Here is a 15,110-nt window from a genome sequence, read left to right on the forward strand (position 1 = left end):
CCGGCACAGCGATCGCCCGCCGCCTCACCGCGACGCCCCCACTCCGGCGTCGACGAGCACGTCGTCCATGCCGCCCTCGCGCCACTCGCGCAGCAGGCGGTGGAACGCGATCGGACCAGGGCTGTAGGAGGCGCCGCCGATCGAGCGGGTGCCCTCGCCGTTGTAGTACCCGGGCGTGCACTCGGCCTGGAAGGCGCGGGTGTCGGCGGCGGTCTCGTGCACGGTGCGCACCCACGCCTCCTCCGCCTCGACGCTCGGCTCGAGGTACCGCGCGCCGACCTCGCGGCCGCGGGCGATGACGGCGGCGATGTGTTCGGCCTGCTCGAGCAGGATGTGCGCGAAGTTCACCGAGTTCGCGTTCTGGATGCCGCTGAGGTGGAACAGGTTCGGGAAGCCGTGCGACGAGAAGCCGTGCAGCGTCCGCGGACCGCGGCCCCACGCCTCCAGGAGCGTCCGCCCGCCCCGGCCGACGACCGGCAGCGTGCCCGACATCACTCCCGAGATCCCGACCTCGAAACCGGTCGCGAAGATCACGCAGTCGACCTCGTAGGCGGTGTCGCCGACGACGACCTCGGTCTCGGTCATCCGCGTGATGCCGCCCGTGTCGGCCGTGTCGACGAGGCGCACGTTCGGCCGGTTGAAAGTGGGCAGGTAGGTGTCGCTGAAGCCAGGCCGCTTGCACATGTAGCGGTACCAGGGCTTGAGCGCCGCGGCGGTCGCGGGATCCTCGACGACGGAGTCGACACGGTCGCGGAGGCGGTCCATCGTGTCGAGGTCGGCCAGTTCGTCGCGCAGCTCGCGCTCCTGGGGCGGCAGCGACGTGTCGACCGCACCCGAGAGGATCTGCCGCTGCAGCTCGACCGTCTTCGTCCAGCCGTCCTGCACGAGCGACTCGTCCACCGGCTCGCCGGCGAGCACCGCGAGGAAGTTCTCCATCCGCTCGCGCTGCCAGCCCGGGCGCAGCGACGCGGCCCACTCGGGATCCGTCGGCCGGTTGTCGCGGACGTCGACCGTGGACGGCGTGCGCTGGAACACGATCAGCTCCCGGGCGTCCTCGCCGACGTGCGGGATCACCTGGAGGCCGGTCGCGCCCGTACCGACGACGGCGACCCGCTTGTCGGCGAGACCGGTCAGGCCGCCGTCGGGCGTGCCGCCGGTGTAGCCGTAGTCCCAGCGCGAGGTGTGGAAGGTGTGGCCGCGGAAGGTCTCTATGCCCGGGATCCCGGGCAGCTTGGGCTGGGTGAGGGTGCCGGAGGAGGTGACCACGAACCGCGCGCGGAACCGGTCGCCGCGATCGGTCTCGACGAGCCACTCCTCCGCCTCCTCGTCCCAGGTGAGCGCGGTGGCGCGGGTCTGGAAGAGCGTGTCGCGGTACAGGCCGTAGTGCTCCGCGATCGCGACCGCGTGCCGGCGGATCTCCTCCCCCGGCGCGTACCGCTCGGACGGCATCCCGCCGACCTCCTCGAGCAGCGGGAGGTAGACGGACGCCTCGATGTCGCAGCGCACCCCCGGGTAGCGGTTCCAGTACCAGGTGCCGCCCACGTCGCCGGCCTCGTCCATCAGGCGGAGGGAGTCGACACCCGACTCGCGCAGTCGCGACGCGGTGAGCAGTCCGCCGAAGCCGGCCCCGATCACGAGCGCCTCGACCCGGTCGGTCCTCGGCTCGCGCTCGGTGCGCTCGGTGTACGGGTCCTTGGCGTAGTAGCCGAACTCGCCGGCGGCGCGGCGGTACTGCGTCGCGGCATCCGGGCGGGCCCGGCGGTCGCGCTCGGCGCGGTACTTCGCACGGGCGGCCTCGAGTCGGCGCTGGTCGTCCGCGGCGAGGGTCTCGGTCGGGATGGTGTCGGTCATGGGCGTCTCGCTCTCGTCACGCGGATCGACGCGACAGCGGAGCCCGGTGGCGGGACGGCGGCGGGAGGTCCCGCGAGCGCCGACACGACTCCGGATCGGTTCGAGGACGACGACGCGCCCTCGTCAAAAAGGTTAGCTTCGATCTAAGTAATTGCCCTGAGCATCGCCTGAGAACTACGGTGGGCGAATGGATCCCCGCGCTCGCGTCGTCTCGGACATCGAGGCGCTCTCGATCGCGATCACCGTGCGCTCGATCCCCCGCGTCCTCGCTCCGCTGCTGACGACCGAGCTCACGATCCAGCAGCTGAAGGCCCTGTCGGTGATCGTCACGACCGAGGAGGGAGCGACCGGCGCCGGCCTGGCCCAGAGCTTCGGGGTCTCGATGCCGTCCATGTCGAAGCTCGTGGACCGCCTCGCCTCGCAGGACCTCGTCGAGCGCGAGACGGACCGACTCGACCAGCGCGTCCGGCGGATCCACGCCACCGACCTCGGCCGCGCCGTGGTCCGCGAGCTGATGGCCGCCCGCCCCGAGCTCGGCGAGGACGTGCTGTCGCGGCTGTCGCTCGACGAGCTCGAGGCGCTCGAGATCGGGCTGCGTGCGATCAGCCGCGAGCTGCGGAACGCCCGCGACTGATCGCACCGACCGCTACTGCACCGACCAGCCGCCGTCGGAGGCGAGGATCACGCCGTTGACGTTCGCGGAGTCGTCGCTGAGCAGCCAGGTGATCGACGCCGCCATCGTGTCAGCCTCGACCACGGGCGGGATCAGTGCCATGAACGGCGCGAGGCGCTCGCGCGCGAAGTCGGACGACATCGTGCCCTCGATCGCCGTGGCGGTCGGTCCGGGAGCCACCGCGTTCGTCCGGACGCCGGACGGGCCGTAGAGGAACGCCGCCGACTTGGTGATGCCGACGACAGCGTGCTTGGACGCCGTGTAGGCGGTGCCGGCCGCGTTGCCGCGCAGCGACGCCTCCGAGGCGATGTTGACGATCGCCCCGCGACCGGCCGCGAGCATCGCCGGCAGCACCGCGCGGCTCAGCGCGAAGGTCCCGTCGACGTTCACCGAGAACACCCGGCGCCAGAGCGCGTCCTCCGCCTCGTGCAGCGGAGTCATGCCGTCCATGATCCCGGCGATGTTCGCGAGACCGTCGATCCGCTCGCCCGCCGCGGACACGATCGAGGCGACACCCTCGGCCGAGGTGATGTCGGCGACGACCGTCACGACCGAGCCCTCGGGCGACGCCGCGGCGAGGGCCTCGACGCCGGTCGGCACGACGTCGACCGCGATCACGCGGGCGCCCTCGCGGACCAGGCGGCGGGCGGTCGCCCGGCCGATGCCGGAGCCCGCGCCGGTCACGACGACCGTCCTGCCGACGAAGCGGCCGGAGGCGTCCTGCGACTCCTCCTCCGTCTCCTCGGGCGGGATCACTCCGCCGTTCGCCTGCTTCACGAGGGTGTCGACGAGCTCCTGCGGGAAGGCCCCGCCGCCCAGCTCGACCATCGCGCGCAGCGACAGCTTCGCGGCGGGGCGCAGCGCCTCCTCCGTCTGGCCGCCCTGGGCGAGGATCCCGCGGAGGATCGGACCGCCGACGGCGTCGTCGAGCCACTCCTGCAGCGTGTTCTTGGAGGTGAGGGTCATGGGGGCTCCTTAGGTCAGAGGGGTGATAGTGAATATCGCACCTGAGACTGAGTCTCACCCACATGTTCCCTCCTTCGGCGTCGCCGCTCCGAATGACTCGTGGTGGGCGCTCCGGCCCACCATCTCCGGAAGGACCCCGCATGCCCATCCCCGCCGTCGACTACGCCCACATCCGCCTCACCGTCCGCGACATCGCCGTCTCGCGCGCGTTCTACGACTCCGTCTTCGGCTTCGACATCGCCTTCGAGGCGCCGCCGGCCGATGCGCCCGCCGAGGTGCAGGAGCAGCTGGCCTTCCTCTTCGGCGGAGTCATCTACTCCTTTCCCGGCGGACTGCTGGGCCTGCGCCCCGTCGCCGCCGCCGACGACCGCTTCGACGAGGACCGCGTGGGGCTCGACCACCTGAGCTTCACCGTCGCCGGAGCGGACGAGCTGCAGGCGTCCGTGGCCGTCCTCGACGAGCTCGGCATCGCGCACGAGCCCGTCAAGGACACCGGGCCGCTGAGCATCCTCGAGTTCCGCGACCCCGACGGCATCGCGCTCGAGATCTCGGCCGCCAACTGAGCCGGGGCCGGGGAGCCGGGACGCCACCGGCTCCTAGGCTGACCGCATGACCGCACCGCTCCGCGACCGCACCCGCGCCCTGCTGCGGGCCGAGCTCGCCGACGCGGTGCTCGCCGTGTTCCTCGAGCGCGGCTACTCCGCGGTGACGGTCGAGGAGGCCGCGCGCGAGGCCGGCGTCTCGCGCGCGACCTTCTTCCGCTACTTCCGGAGCAAGGAGGACGTGGTCGTGGCCGCCGTAGACGGCGACCGGGTCGACTACGCGGCGCCGGTGCTCGCCCTGCCCGCCGGGGCCGCCATGTCCGGCTGGGAGCTGGTGCGCACCTCCGTGGAGCCGGTCGTCGCCGTCGCGACCCGCGAGCCCGACGTCTACCGGGCGCGGCTGCGGCTGATCTCGAGCGAGTTCACCTTGAAGGCGCGCCTGCGCGAGCGCCGGGCCGAGGGAGCCGAGGCGCTGGCCGTCGCGCTCGTCGCGCGGGGCGTCGAGCCGCTCACCGCGCGGGTGCTCGCCGCCGCCGGCCTCGCCGCGGTCGACGTGGTGTGGGAGGAGTGGGCCGCGCACGAGGAGGCCGACTTCCGCACGATGGTCGACGAGGCGTTCGCGCGGCTGACCAGCGGAGGGTGACCCGGCCGCCGCCGACGGAGCACACTGGTGGCATGACCGCGACGTCGATGATCGACCCCACCGTCCCTCCCTCCGGCGCGGGCTGCGTCGAGTGCGACCGCACCGGAGCGTGGTGGGTGCACCTGCGCCGCTGCGCCCTCTGCGGGCACATCGGCTGCTGCGACGACTCGCCGAACCGCCACGCGACCGCGCACTACGAGACGACCGGGCACGCGATCATCCGCAGCTTCGAGCCCGGCGAGGACTGGTTCTGGGACTACCGCACCGGCGACTACGCGGACGGGCCCCGGCTCGCCGACCCGCAGGAGCACCCGCTCGACCAGACCGCGCCCGGTCCCGCGGACCGGCTGCCGGCGGACTGGCGCGAGCAGCTGGACGCCGGGCGCTAGCGGCGACGAAGGCTCTCCGCCGAGTCGGGACACCGTGTCGCTCCGACGGGAATCGACGGGCTCCCCGGCGTCGTCCGGCGATACGCTCGTGCTCGACGCCCTCGCTCTCAGGGGCTGAGCCGACACCCCGTCCTCCTCGACGATCCGGGACCGCAGTGGGTCCGACTCCTCTCCACTGCGGCACCGAGCCCTCGCCCAGACAGCCCGGAAGGCCCGCCACCTCATGGACGACTCCCGCCGCCCCCTCGCCGGGCTCTCCCGCCGCACGATGCTCACCGGAGCGATCGCCGGAGTCGGCACGGCCCTGGCGTCCACGTCCGCCGCGGCGGCCGATCCTGCCGAACCGACCGCGCCCGGAGCCGGGACGTACCAGAACGGATCGCCGCACATCACGACCACCGGCTCCTGGACGACCCTCTCCTCCCCGTCCGACAGCGGAGGAAGCATCAGCTACTCCACCTCGACCCGCGCCTCCGCCGCACTCACCTTCACCGGCACGTCCGTCAGCTGGATCAGTCGCAGGACCCCCTCCTCCGGCACCAACGAGGTCTGGATCGACGGCACCCGCGTCGCCACCGTCGACCGCTACAGCCCCACCACCCGCTCCAAGCAGACCGTCTGGCGCAGCGGCACCCTCCCCGCCGGCACCCACACCATCACCCTCAAGCGCGGCTCCACCAAGAACCCCGCCGCCACCGGATCCACGATCATCCTCGATGCCTTCGTCGTCACCGACACCCCCGCGCCTCCGACTCCGCCCGGAGCGGGGACGTACCAGCACGGCTCGCCGCACATCACGACCACCGGCACCTGGACGACCCTCTCCTCCCCGTCCGACAGCGGAGGAAGCATCAGCTACTCCACCTCGACCGGCGCCTCCGCGGCGCTCACGTTCACCGGCACCTCCGTCAGCTGGATCAGCCGCAGGACCCCCTCCTCCGGCACCAATGAGGTCTGGATCGACGGCACCCGCGTCGCCGCCGTCGACCGCTACAGCCCCACCACCCGCGCGAACCAGACCGTCTGGAGCAGCGGCACCCTCTCCGCCGGTATCCACACCATCACCCTCAAGCGCGGCTCCACCAAGAACCCTGCGGCCACCGGATCCACGATCATCCTCGACGCCTTCCTCGTCGAAGACACTCCCGCGTCCCCGCAGACCCCGGTGCCTGCGCCGATCGCCGACTGGTCGTTCACCGAGAGCACCGCGCCCTACGCCTCAGCGGTGGCGGGCGCGCCCGCGCTCCTCCAGGGCGCGAGCTCGACCGCGACGCGGATCTCGACGCCTTTCGGCGGCGGAGTCCGGTTCAACGGCACCACCGACTTCCTCGTGGTCCCGAAGTCGGACATCGGCGTGCTCAACGTCGGCGCCTCGACCGGCGCGGTGACGGTCGCCGCCTGGGTGCTCAGCACCGACTCCAACAACGCCAACATCGCCGGGATCTGGGAGGAGTCGGCCGTCGGCCCTCTGCGCTCCTACGCCCTCTTCAACGACCTCCCCGACTACGGCGGCGACGACATGGTCTGCATGGAGGTGTCGAAGGAGGGAGGTCCGACTCCCGGCTACCCGTTCTCGATCGACTACTCGGCGGAGCCGCGGAAGATGACGCGCGGGGTCTGGGAGCTGCACGTCGGCACCTACGACGGCGGACTCGCGATCGCCTACCTGAACGGCGAGTCGACCTCGTACCCGACGTACACCGACAAGCAGGGCGCGACCTACGCGAAGAACCCGTACGTCTACCCCGACGGCCTCAACGCGGCTCCCGGCGACTTCATGGTCGGAGCGGTCGGCCGCGACGGCAAGCTGATCAACCTGCACAAGGGCAGCATCGCGCGGCTGCGCGTCTGGGACCGGGCTCTCACGGCCGACGAGGTGCGCGCTCTGCACGCGGCGGAGCGGGCCGACCTGGAGTAGCGCCCACCCCTCGAGAGTCGTCGTACTCGAGCTCGAGCACGACGATCCGGGAGGACTGGAGCATGATCGATTTCTCCGTCTCTCCCTCCGGCGGGGGCTGCGTCGAGTGCGACCGCGCACCACGAGACGACCGGGGCGCGCCGTCATCCGCAGCGTCGAGCCCGGCAAGGACCGGTTTCGGGACTCCCGGACCGACGACCACGGTGACGGGCCGAGGCTCGCGGAGACGCAGGAGCACCCGCTCGACCGGACCGCGCCCGGGCCGGCGGACCGCCTGCCCGCCGATTGGCGGGAGCAGCGGGAAACCGGGCGTCAGGCGGGCCGCGCGACCCGGGCCGAGGCGCCGGCCCACTCGAGCGCGAGGGCGTCGAGCGAGAGGTCGAGCGCTGCGGCGAGGGCCGCGACAGTACCGAAGGCCGGGCTGGGGAGCCGACCCGTCTCGATCTTGCGGAGTGTCTCGGGCGAGAGCCCGGCCTGGCCGGCGACCTCGTTCAGGGTGCGCGGGCCGCGAGCGCGCCGGAGCGTCTCGCCGAGCCGGCGGCCGGCCTCGAGCTGCTCAGGAGTGAGAGGTGCGCGGACCATCACAGCTGTCTCCTTCGGGCGGGCGGCGGGCGGGCGCTGGTATTTTCATACCGGTCACCGGTATTAGTATACCGGCATGATCGAGCTGCACACCCCCGCCGAGATCGACGAGATGCGCGCGGCGGGCGCCTTCGTCCGCGACACGCTCGCCTCCCTCTCCGCGCGCGCCGAAGTGGGCATGAACCTGCTCGAGATCGAGCAGGCCGCCCGCCGCGCCGTCGACGAGCGCGGAGCCGTCTCCTGCTACTGGGACTACGCGCCGTCGTTCGGGAACGGCCCCTTCCGCAACGTGATCTGCACCTCCGTCAATGACGCCGCGCAGCACGGACTGCCGCACGACTACCGGCTGCGCGACGGCGACGTGCTGAGCCTGGACTTCGCCGTCTCGGTCGACGGCTGGGTGGCCGATGCGGCGGTGACCACGATCGTCGGGCGCGCCGAGCGGAGCGACGAGGAGCTGATCCGCTCGACCCGCGACGCCCTCGCGGCCGGCATCGCGGCCGCCGTGCCGGGCAACCGCGTCGGCGATCTGTCGGCCGCGATCGGCGCGGTCGCCGCCTCCGCCGGCTGCCCGGTGAATCTCGAGTTCGGCGGGCACAGCGTGGGCCGCACGATGCACGGCGACCTGCACATCCCCAATGACGGACGCGCGGGCCGCGGCTACCGGCTGCGGGCCGGGATGGTGATCGCGCTCGAGCCGTGGTGGTCGAGGACGACCTCGCGCATCCGGATGGACCCCGACGGCTGGACCGTGCGCACGGCCGATGGCAGCCGCGCGGCGCACACGGAGCACACGGTCGCGATCACGGAGGACGGACCCCTGGTGCTGACGGGGTGACGAGGGCCCGAGTCCGGCGCGCACCGGGTCGGGATCGCACCCGGCCGGGATCGACTCCGCAGGAGTTGTCGCACTCGAGGCCCAGTACGACGACTTCCGCGGACTCGATCGCACGCCCGACGGCCCGCGTCCGCGCACCCGCCCACCCCTCGGAAGTCGTCGTACTCGAGCTCGAGCACGACGATTCGTGAGGACTGGAGCAGCCCGAGGTGGCACGCTCGACGTATGAGCGAGCAGAAGACCGGCCCCACCGACGCGAACGTCGACGAGTTCCTCGCGGCAGCCGTTCCGGCCCGCCGCCGAGAGGACGGAGTCGCGCTCGCCGCGCTCTTCCGCGAGGTCACGGGCGCCGATCCCGTCATGTGGGGGCCGTCGATGGTCGGCTTCGGCAGCTACCGCTACGTCTCCCCCTCCGATCCGCGCCGCACCGGCGTCTGGCCGAAGACGGCCTTCTCGCCGCGCAAGGCGCAGCTCTCGCTCTACGGCCTCAAGGACCTGCCCGAGGGCGCCGCGCTACTGCCCGAGCTCGGCCGGTGCACCGAGGGCGCCGGCTGCGTCTACGCGCGCACCCTCGACGACGTCGACCTCGACGTGCTGCGCCGCCTCGTCGCGATCGCCTTCTCCCGGAGCGACGACCCGACCCCCTAACTCACCCGCGCTGCGCGTCACCCGCATGGCGCAGTGCATGTCGTGCGAGCGGATGACCACGATCGGTCCCCCGGGACGACGACGCGGCCCGCGGATCCGAGGATCGTGAATCAGGTCGGAGCGCACCCCGCGCTCGGCTCCCGAAGGAAGGTCCCTCGTGCTCTCGACCACCGCCGCGACCCGCCCGGACTCGACGTCCGGCCTCCTGGGCGTCGTACCCGCGCCTCTGACCGTCATCGACCTCGGGGACAGCGTCGACTTCTACCTCGCGACGGTCACGACCCGGAGCTGACGACGGTCGCGGACGAGCACCGACGATCGCGGTCGTCAGTCCCCGCCGCCTCCGCCTCCGCCGTCGCCTCCGCCAGAGTCCGACGAGTCCGACGAGCCGCCGTCGTCCCCTCCGCCGCCCTCCGCCCGGTCGTCCGAACGGCCGCCCGCAGCGGCGGCCCCACCGCCGCCGTCACTCGCCCCACCGCCGCCGGGTCCTCCGCGACCCGAGCCGGTCAGCATCCCCCGCTTCTGCACCAGCAGCACGACGACCGACGCCAGCACGCCGAGTCCGCCGACCAGGGCCACGGCGATCGAGATCGCACTCTCGTCCACGGGAACTCCTTCTCCGGGCACGCATCGGCCGTGCACCGCGGCCAGCCTAGGCACGTGCGTCCGGGCGAGGCCTCCCTCCCGCGGAGGAGGCCGGCCGCGTCGAGCCCTCGCGCTACGGTGTGCGGATGACGACCGAGAGACAGCCGACGATCCGCGACGTCGCGGTGCGGGCGGGCGTCTCCTACCAGACGGTCTCGCGCGTGCTGAACGACAGCCCGCAGCTGCGCCCGCGCACCCGGGAGCGCGTGCTCGCGGCGATCAGCGACCTCGGCTTCCGTCCGAGCGCGGCCGCGCGGGCGCTCGCGACGAGTCGCAGCGGACTGATCGGGATCCTCGCCGCCGAGAGCCACAGCTTCTACGGCACCGCGACCGCGATGGCCGCGATCGAGCAGGCCGCGCGCGACGCCGGCTACCGGGTGCCCGTGGTCAATGTCGCGTCGCCCGACGCGGAGTCGCTCGCCGACGGGCTCGAGCACCTGCAGCGCGAGTCGGTCGAGGCGATCGTCGTGCTGGCCCCGCAGGAGCGCGCGCTCGAGGCCATCGAGAGCCTCTCGATCGGAGTGCCGTTCGTCACCCTCGGCGCGGCCGGGCGCGGAGCGGATCCGCGACTCCTGGTCGATCAGGCCGCCGGCGGGCGGCTCGCCACCGAGCACCTGCTCGCCCTCGGGCACCGCAGGATCGCGCACGTCGCGGGTCCGCAGCACTGGGTCGAGGCCCACGCGCGTCTCGAGGGATTCACGACGAGGCTGGCCGAGGACGGCCTCGAGCCCGCCCGGGTGATCGAGGGCGACTGGAGCGCCGAGTCCGGCTACCGCGCGGGGCTCCGGCTGCTCGACGAGGTCGCGGACCTCGACGCCGTCTTCGCGGGGAACGACCAGATGGCGCTCGGACTCCTGCACGCGTGCGCCGATCGGGGCGTGCGGGTGCCGGACGACCTCAGCGTCGTCGGCTTCGACGACGTCCCGGAGGCGGCCCACTACCTGCCGCCGCTCACGACGATCCGCCAGGACTTCGCCGAGGTCGGCCGTCGCACCATCGGCGTCGTCCTGGCCGAGCTGCGCGGCGAGACCGCGGCGGTCGACCTGCCCGTCGCCCCGCAGCTGGTCGAGCGGGCGTCGACCGCCCACTCGGCCCGCTGAGCAGCAGAACCTCGGCTGGGAGTGCTCCTCAGCCACGATGGCCGCTGAGGCACCCTCGCAGCCGAGGTTCTGCACGCAGCCGCCTCGTTGCCAACCGCGCAGTGCGTCGCCTACTCTGACTCCTGGCTTTGTGAACGGTCACATCGCCCGAGCGAGGAGCACGATGGACCAGCGACGGCCCCCTTCCGCCCCCGGTGGAGACGCGATCACGAGCGGCGCGACCGCCCTCGGGATCGAACTCGGATCCACCCGCATCAAGGCCTGTCTCGTCGACGCCGCCGACCCGTCGGTCGTGCTGGCGACGGGCAGCCACGAGTGGGAGAACCGGTTCGTCGACCGGCGCTGGACCTACTCCCTCGAGGACGTCTGGTCGGGACTGCAGGCGGCGTTCGCCGACCTCGTCGCCGATGCGCAGCAGCGCCACGGCGTCGCTCCCACCACGTTCGGGGCGCTCGGCGTCTCGGCGATGATGCACGGCTACCTCCCGTTCGACGCGAGCGGCGAGCTGCTCGTGCCGTTCCGCACCTGGCGCAACACCAGCACGGGCCCGGCCTCGGAGCAGCTCACCGAGCTCTTCGGCGCCAACATCCCGCTGCGCTGGTCCCTCGCGCACTTCCACCAGGCGGTGCTCGACGACGAGCCGCACGTGGCCGACGTCGCCTTCCTCACGACCCTCGCGGGCTACGTGCACTGGAAGCTGACGGGCCGCAAGGTCCTCGGAGTCGGCGACGCGTCGGGCATGGTCCCCACCGACCCCGCGACCACCGACTACGACGCGTCCGTGCTCGAGGCGTACGACGGCCTCGTCGCCGGCCGCGGTCTGCCCGCGCTCCGCGACCTGCTGCCCGAGGTGCTCCCCGCGGGCGCCGAGGCCGGCGAGCTCACCGCCGAGGGTGCGCTGCTGCTCGACCCCACCGGCGCACTGCAGGCCGGCGTGCCGTTCTGCCCGCCCGAGGGCGACGCCGGCACCGGCATGGTGGCCACCAACTCCGTCGCCCCGCGCACGGGCAACGTCAGCGCGGGCACGAGCATCTTCGCGATGGTCGTCCTGGAGCGGCCGCTCGCGAGCGTTCACCACGAGCTCGACCTGGTCGCGACTCCGGCCGGCGATCTCGTGGCGATGGTGCACTGCAACAACGGAGCGAGCGAGCTCGCGACGTGGGTCGGCCTGTTCTCGCAGTTCGCCGCGGCACAGGGCCTCCCGGCTGACAGCGACGCTGTCTACGGCACGCTGTTCCGCGCGGCGCTCGAGGGAGACGCCGACGCCGGCGGACTCCTCGCCTACAACCACCTCGCCGGAGAGCCGATCGCGGGCCTGGTCGAGGGCCGTCCGCTCGTCGTCCGCACCCCGGACTCGCGCTTGACGCTGCCCAACTTCATCCGCGCGCAGCTCTACGGCGTCTTCGGCACCCTCGCGCTCGGCATGCGCGTGCTCGCCGAGGAGGGCGTCGAGCTCGACGCGATGTACGCGCACGGCGGCATGTTCCGCACGGCCGGAGTCGCGCAGCGCTTCCTCGCCGGAGCGCTCGACGCGCCCGTGGCCGTCGCCGAGACCGCGTCGGAGGGCGGGCCCTGGGGCATCGCGGTGCTCGCCGCGTTCCGCCGCGACGGCGGGGGCGACCTCAGCGCGTACCTGACCGACCGGGTGTTCAGCGGCTACTCCTTCGACAGCGTCGCCCCCGACGCCGCCGACGTGGCCGGGTTCGCCTCCTACCTCGAGCGCTACCGCGCCGGCCTCGCCGTCGAGCGCACCGCCGTCGAGACCCTCACCGACACCCGAACCACCGCACAGGGAGAGACCGCATGACCTTCGATCCGGCCATCGAGGAGGCGATCGCGCGCGTCCGCGAGGACGTCGCCCGCCTGCACTCCGAGCTCGTCCGCTACGGCCTCGTCATCTGGACGGGCGGCAACATCTCGGGCCGCGTGCCCGGCGCCGACCTCTTCGTGATCAAGCCCAGCGGAGTCTCGTACGACGACCTCTCCCCCGAGAACATGATCCTGTGCGACCTCGACGGCACCGTCGTCCCGGGCACGCCCGGCAGCGACCGCAGCCCGTCCAGCGACACCGCGGCGCACGCCTACGTGTACCGCGAGATGCCCGAGGTCGGCGGAGTCGTGCACACGCACTCCACCTACGCCACGGCCTGGGCCGCGCGCGCCGAGCCGATCCCCTGCGTGATCACCGCGATGGCCGACGAGTTCGGCGGCGAGATCCCGATCGGCCCGTTCGCGATCATCGGCGACGACTCGATCGGCCGCGGCATCGTCGCGACCCTGACCGGGCACCGCTCGCGCGCGGTCCTGATGCAGAACCACGGAGTGTTCACCATCGGCAAGGACGCGAAGGACGCCGTGAAGGCGGCCGTCATGGCCGAGGACGTCGCCCGCACCGTGCACCTCGCGCGCCAGGGCGGCGAGCTCGTCCCCATCCCGCAGGAGTCGATCGACGCCCTGTTCGACCGCTACCAGAACGTCTACGGACAGAACCCCACCGGAGCCATCGCATGAGCGTGTACCAGAGCATCATCCCCGACCTCGCCACCCGCACCGTCTGGTTCCTGACCGGCAGCCAGGACCTCTACGGCGAGGACACCCTCCGCCAGGTCGCCGAGCAGTCGCAGGCCGTCGTCGCCGAGCTGAACGCGGCGAGCGCGATCCCCGTCACCATCGAGTGGAAGCCGGTGCTGAAGAGCTCCGACGCGATCCGCCGCACCATGATCGAGGCCAACGCGGACGACTCCGTCGTGGGCGTCATCACCTGGATGCACACCTTCAGCCCCTCGAAGATGTGGATCCACGGCTTCGACGCGCTCGCCAAGCCGCTGCTGCACTTCCACACCCAGGCGAACGTCGCCCTGCCGTGGCAGGACATCGACTTCGACTTCATGAACCTGAACCAGGCCGCGCACGGCGACCGCGAGCACGGCTACATCCTCAGCCGGATGAGCGTGCCGCGGAAGACCGTCGTCGGCCACGCCAGCGACGCCCGCGTGACGGAGTCGATCGGCATCTGGTCGCGCGCCGCGTCCGGCTGGGCCGCCTCGCAGAGCATGAAGGTCGCCCGCTTCGGCGACAACATGCGCAACGTCGCCGTCACCGAGGGCGACAAGACCGAGGCCGAGATCCGCCTCGGCGTCAGCGTCAACACCTGGGGCGTCGACGAGCTCGTCGAGCGCGTCGACGCCGCGACCCCCGAGCAGATCGACGCCCTCGTCGCCGAGTACGTCGAGAGCTACGACGTGGTCGCCGAGCTGCTCCCCGGCGGCGAGCGCCACGAGTCGCTCCGCTACGGCGCGGCGGTCGAGATCGGCCTGCGCTCGTTCCTGGAGGAGGGCGGCTTCGAGGCGTTCACCGACAGCTTCGAGGACCTCGGCGGACTCCGCCAGCTCCCCGGACTCGCGGTGCAGCGCCTGATGGCCGACGGCTACGGCTTCGGCGGGGAGGGCGACTGGAAGACGGCCGTCCTCATCCGCATCGCCGCGGTCATGGGCGCCGGGCTCCCCGGCGGCACCAGCCTCATGGAGGACTACACCTACGACATGACGCCCGGCGAGGAGCTGATCCTCGGCGCGCACATGCTCGAGGTCTCGCCGTCGCTCTCGTCGAAGCGCGCCACGCTCGAGATCCACCCGCTGGGCATCGGCGGCCGCGAGGACCCGGTGCGCCTGGTCTTCACCGCGGACGCGGGACCCGCCGTCGTCGTCGCGCTGAGCGACGTGCGCGAGCGCTTCCGCCTCGTCGCCAACGCCGTGCAGAACGTCGAGCCCCCGCAGACCCTGCCGCACCTCCCGGTCGGCCGCGCCGTCTGGCAGCCGGCTCCGGACTTCAGCACCAGCGCCGCCGCGTGGATCACCGCGGGAGCGGCGCACCACACGGTCATGACGACGCAGATCGGCGTGGAGGCGTGGGAGGACTTCGCCCGCATCGCAGGCGTCGAGCTCCTCGTCATCGACGAGGGCACCACGCTCCGCGGCTTCGAGAACGAGCTGCGCGCGAACGCGGCGTACTACCGCCTGTCGCAGGGGCTGTAGCCGCCTGGATCGAAGGGCCGGTCGCTGGAGAGCGGCGGGCCCTTCGGCGTCGTGCGCGACTCGACCACCGTCCGTCCGGGCTCGGTCGCCGAGGCGAGGCTCCCCCCTGCGGGGACGGCCACCTTCCACCCCGCCACGGAGGCCGGCTCCGTCCCTTGACACCCTTGCCGATCGGTCATCATCATGCTGGAACGACCGGAGGCAGCGGGCCACTGGGACCCGAGAGGAACGGCGCACCGATGCCCACCATGCTCTTCGTCAACCTGGCCGTCAGCGACCTG

Annotated in this window: 16 protein-coding genes; 12 read left to right on the forward strand and 4 right to left on the reverse strand. The window is 72.5% G+C overall.

Annotation, left to right across the window (positions count from 1 at the left end; genetic code table 11):
- Positions 1–24: 24 nt before the first annotated feature.
- Positions 25–1,851 (reverse strand): flavin-containing monooxygenase, encoded by a 1,827-nt coding sequence (locus tag ASF46_RS15250; RefSeq protein WP_056868323.1) that lies wholly within the window; start codon positions 1,849–1,851, stop codon positions 25–27.
- A gap of 187 nt (positions 1,852–2,038) precedes the next feature.
- Between ASF46_RS15250 and ASF46_RS15255 the strand changes: the two genes are divergently transcribed.
- A complete protein-coding gene (locus tag ASF46_RS15255; protein ID WP_056868324.1) occupies positions 2,039–2,485 on the forward strand; it encodes a MarR family winged helix-turn-helix transcriptional regulator in 447 nt (148 codons plus the stop codon).
- Between the two features lie 12 nt (positions 2,486–2,497).
- Here the strand turns inward: ASF46_RS15255 and ASF46_RS15260 are convergent, their stop codons facing one another.
- Complete coding sequence (locus ASF46_RS15260; RefSeq protein ID WP_056868325.1) at positions 2,498–3,490, reverse strand: SDR family NAD(P)-dependent oxidoreductase; 993 nt, start codon at positions 3,488–3,490, stop codon at positions 2,498–2,500.
- Positions 3,491–3,630: 140 nt separating this feature from the next.
- Here ASF46_RS15260 and ASF46_RS15265 point away from each other — a divergent pair, with 140 nt between their 5' ends.
- From ASF46_RS15265 to ASF46_RS15280, 4 genes are all read left to right on the forward strand, one after another.
- Positions 3,631–4,053: a VOC family protein gene (locus ASF46_RS15265; protein ID WP_056868326.1), complete on the forward strand. Its 423-nt coding sequence runs from the start codon at positions 3,631–3,633 to the stop codon at positions 4,051–4,053.
- Positions 4,054–4,099: 46 nt separating this feature from the next.
- Positions 4,100–4,675, forward strand: coding sequence for a TetR family transcriptional regulator (locus ASF46_RS15270; RefSeq protein WP_056868327.1), 576 nt, complete (start codon positions 4,100–4,102; stop codon positions 4,673–4,675).
- A gap of 32 nt (positions 4,676–4,707) precedes the next feature.
- Positions 4,708–5,064, forward strand: coding sequence for a UBP-type zinc finger domain-containing protein (locus ASF46_RS15275; protein WP_056868328.1), 357 nt, complete (start codon positions 4,708–4,710; stop codon positions 5,062–5,064).
- Between the two features lie 223 nt (positions 5,065–5,287).
- Entirely contained in the window at positions 5,288–6,982 is a 1,695-nt protein-coding gene (locus ASF46_RS15280) for a LamG-like jellyroll fold domain-containing protein (RefSeq protein ID WP_056868329.1), read from the forward strand.
- Between the two features lie 312 nt (positions 6,983–7,294).
- Here ASF46_RS15280 and ASF46_RS15285 read toward each other — a convergent pair whose 3' ends face one another.
- Positions 7,295–7,564, reverse strand: coding sequence for a helix-turn-helix domain-containing protein (locus ASF46_RS15285; RefSeq protein ID WP_056868330.1), 270 nt, complete (start codon positions 7,562–7,564; stop codon positions 7,295–7,297).
- A gap of 76 nt (positions 7,565–7,640) precedes the next feature.
- Between ASF46_RS15285 and map the strand changes: the two genes are divergently transcribed.
- From map to ASF46_RS19860, 3 genes are all read left to right on the forward strand, one after another.
- The gene (map, locus tag ASF46_RS15290) at positions 7,641–8,402 is read left to right on the forward strand and encodes a type I methionyl aminopeptidase (RefSeq protein WP_056868331.1); all 762 of its coding nucleotides are present in this window, start codon (positions 7,641–7,643) and stop codon (positions 8,400–8,402) included.
- A 225-nt stretch (positions 8,403–8,627) separates the two neighbouring features.
- Positions 8,628–9,050, forward strand: coding sequence for a DUF1801 domain-containing protein (locus tag ASF46_RS15295; protein WP_056868332.1), 423 nt, complete (start codon positions 8,628–8,630; stop codon positions 9,048–9,050).
- A 157-nt stretch (positions 9,051–9,207) separates the two neighbouring features.
- Complete coding sequence (locus ASF46_RS19860; RefSeq protein ID WP_268788651.1) at positions 9,208–9,342, forward strand: hypothetical protein; 135 nt, start codon at positions 9,208–9,210, stop codon at positions 9,340–9,342.
- Between the two features lie 35 nt (positions 9,343–9,377).
- On the opposite strand, the gene ASF46_RS15300 is transcribed toward ASF46_RS19860, so the two are convergent.
- Positions 9,378–9,656, reverse strand: coding sequence for a hypothetical protein (locus ASF46_RS15300; protein ID WP_056868333.1), 279 nt, complete (start codon positions 9,654–9,656; stop codon positions 9,378–9,380).
- Positions 9,657–9,781: 125 nt separating this feature from the next.
- On the opposite strand from ASF46_RS15300, the gene ASF46_RS15305 reads away from it, so the two are divergent.
- From ASF46_RS15305 to araA, 4 genes are all read left to right on the forward strand, one after another.
- Complete coding sequence (locus tag ASF46_RS15305) at positions 9,782–10,795, forward strand: LacI family DNA-binding transcriptional regulator (RefSeq protein ID WP_056868634.1); 1,014 nt, start codon at positions 9,782–9,784, stop codon at positions 10,793–10,795.
- Between the two features lie 163 nt (positions 10,796–10,958).
- Complete coding sequence (locus ASF46_RS15310) at positions 10,959–12,602, forward strand: xylulokinase (RefSeq protein ID WP_056868334.1); 1,644 nt, start codon at positions 10,959–10,961, stop codon at positions 12,600–12,602.
- Positions 12,599–13,306, forward strand: a complete 708-nt coding sequence (locus tag ASF46_RS15315; RefSeq protein ID WP_056868335.1) for an L-ribulose-5-phosphate 4-epimerase — start codon at positions 12,599–12,601, stop codon at positions 13,304–13,306. Before ASF46_RS15310 ends, ASF46_RS15315 begins: the two co-directional genes overlap by 4 nt.
- Complete coding sequence (gene araA, locus ASF46_RS15320) at positions 13,303–14,829, forward strand: L-arabinose isomerase (RefSeq protein ID WP_056868336.1); 1,527 nt, start codon at positions 13,303–13,305, stop codon at positions 14,827–14,829. Before ASF46_RS15315 ends, araA begins: the two co-directional genes overlap by 4 nt.
- The last annotated feature ends 281 nt before the right edge of the window (positions 14,830–15,110 follow it).

Source organism: Rathayibacter sp. Leaf296 (genome assembly GCF_001423045.1).
GTDB classification, from domain to species: domain Bacteria; phylum Actinomycetota; class Actinomycetes; order Actinomycetales; family Microbacteriaceae; genus Rathayibacter; species Rathayibacter caricis.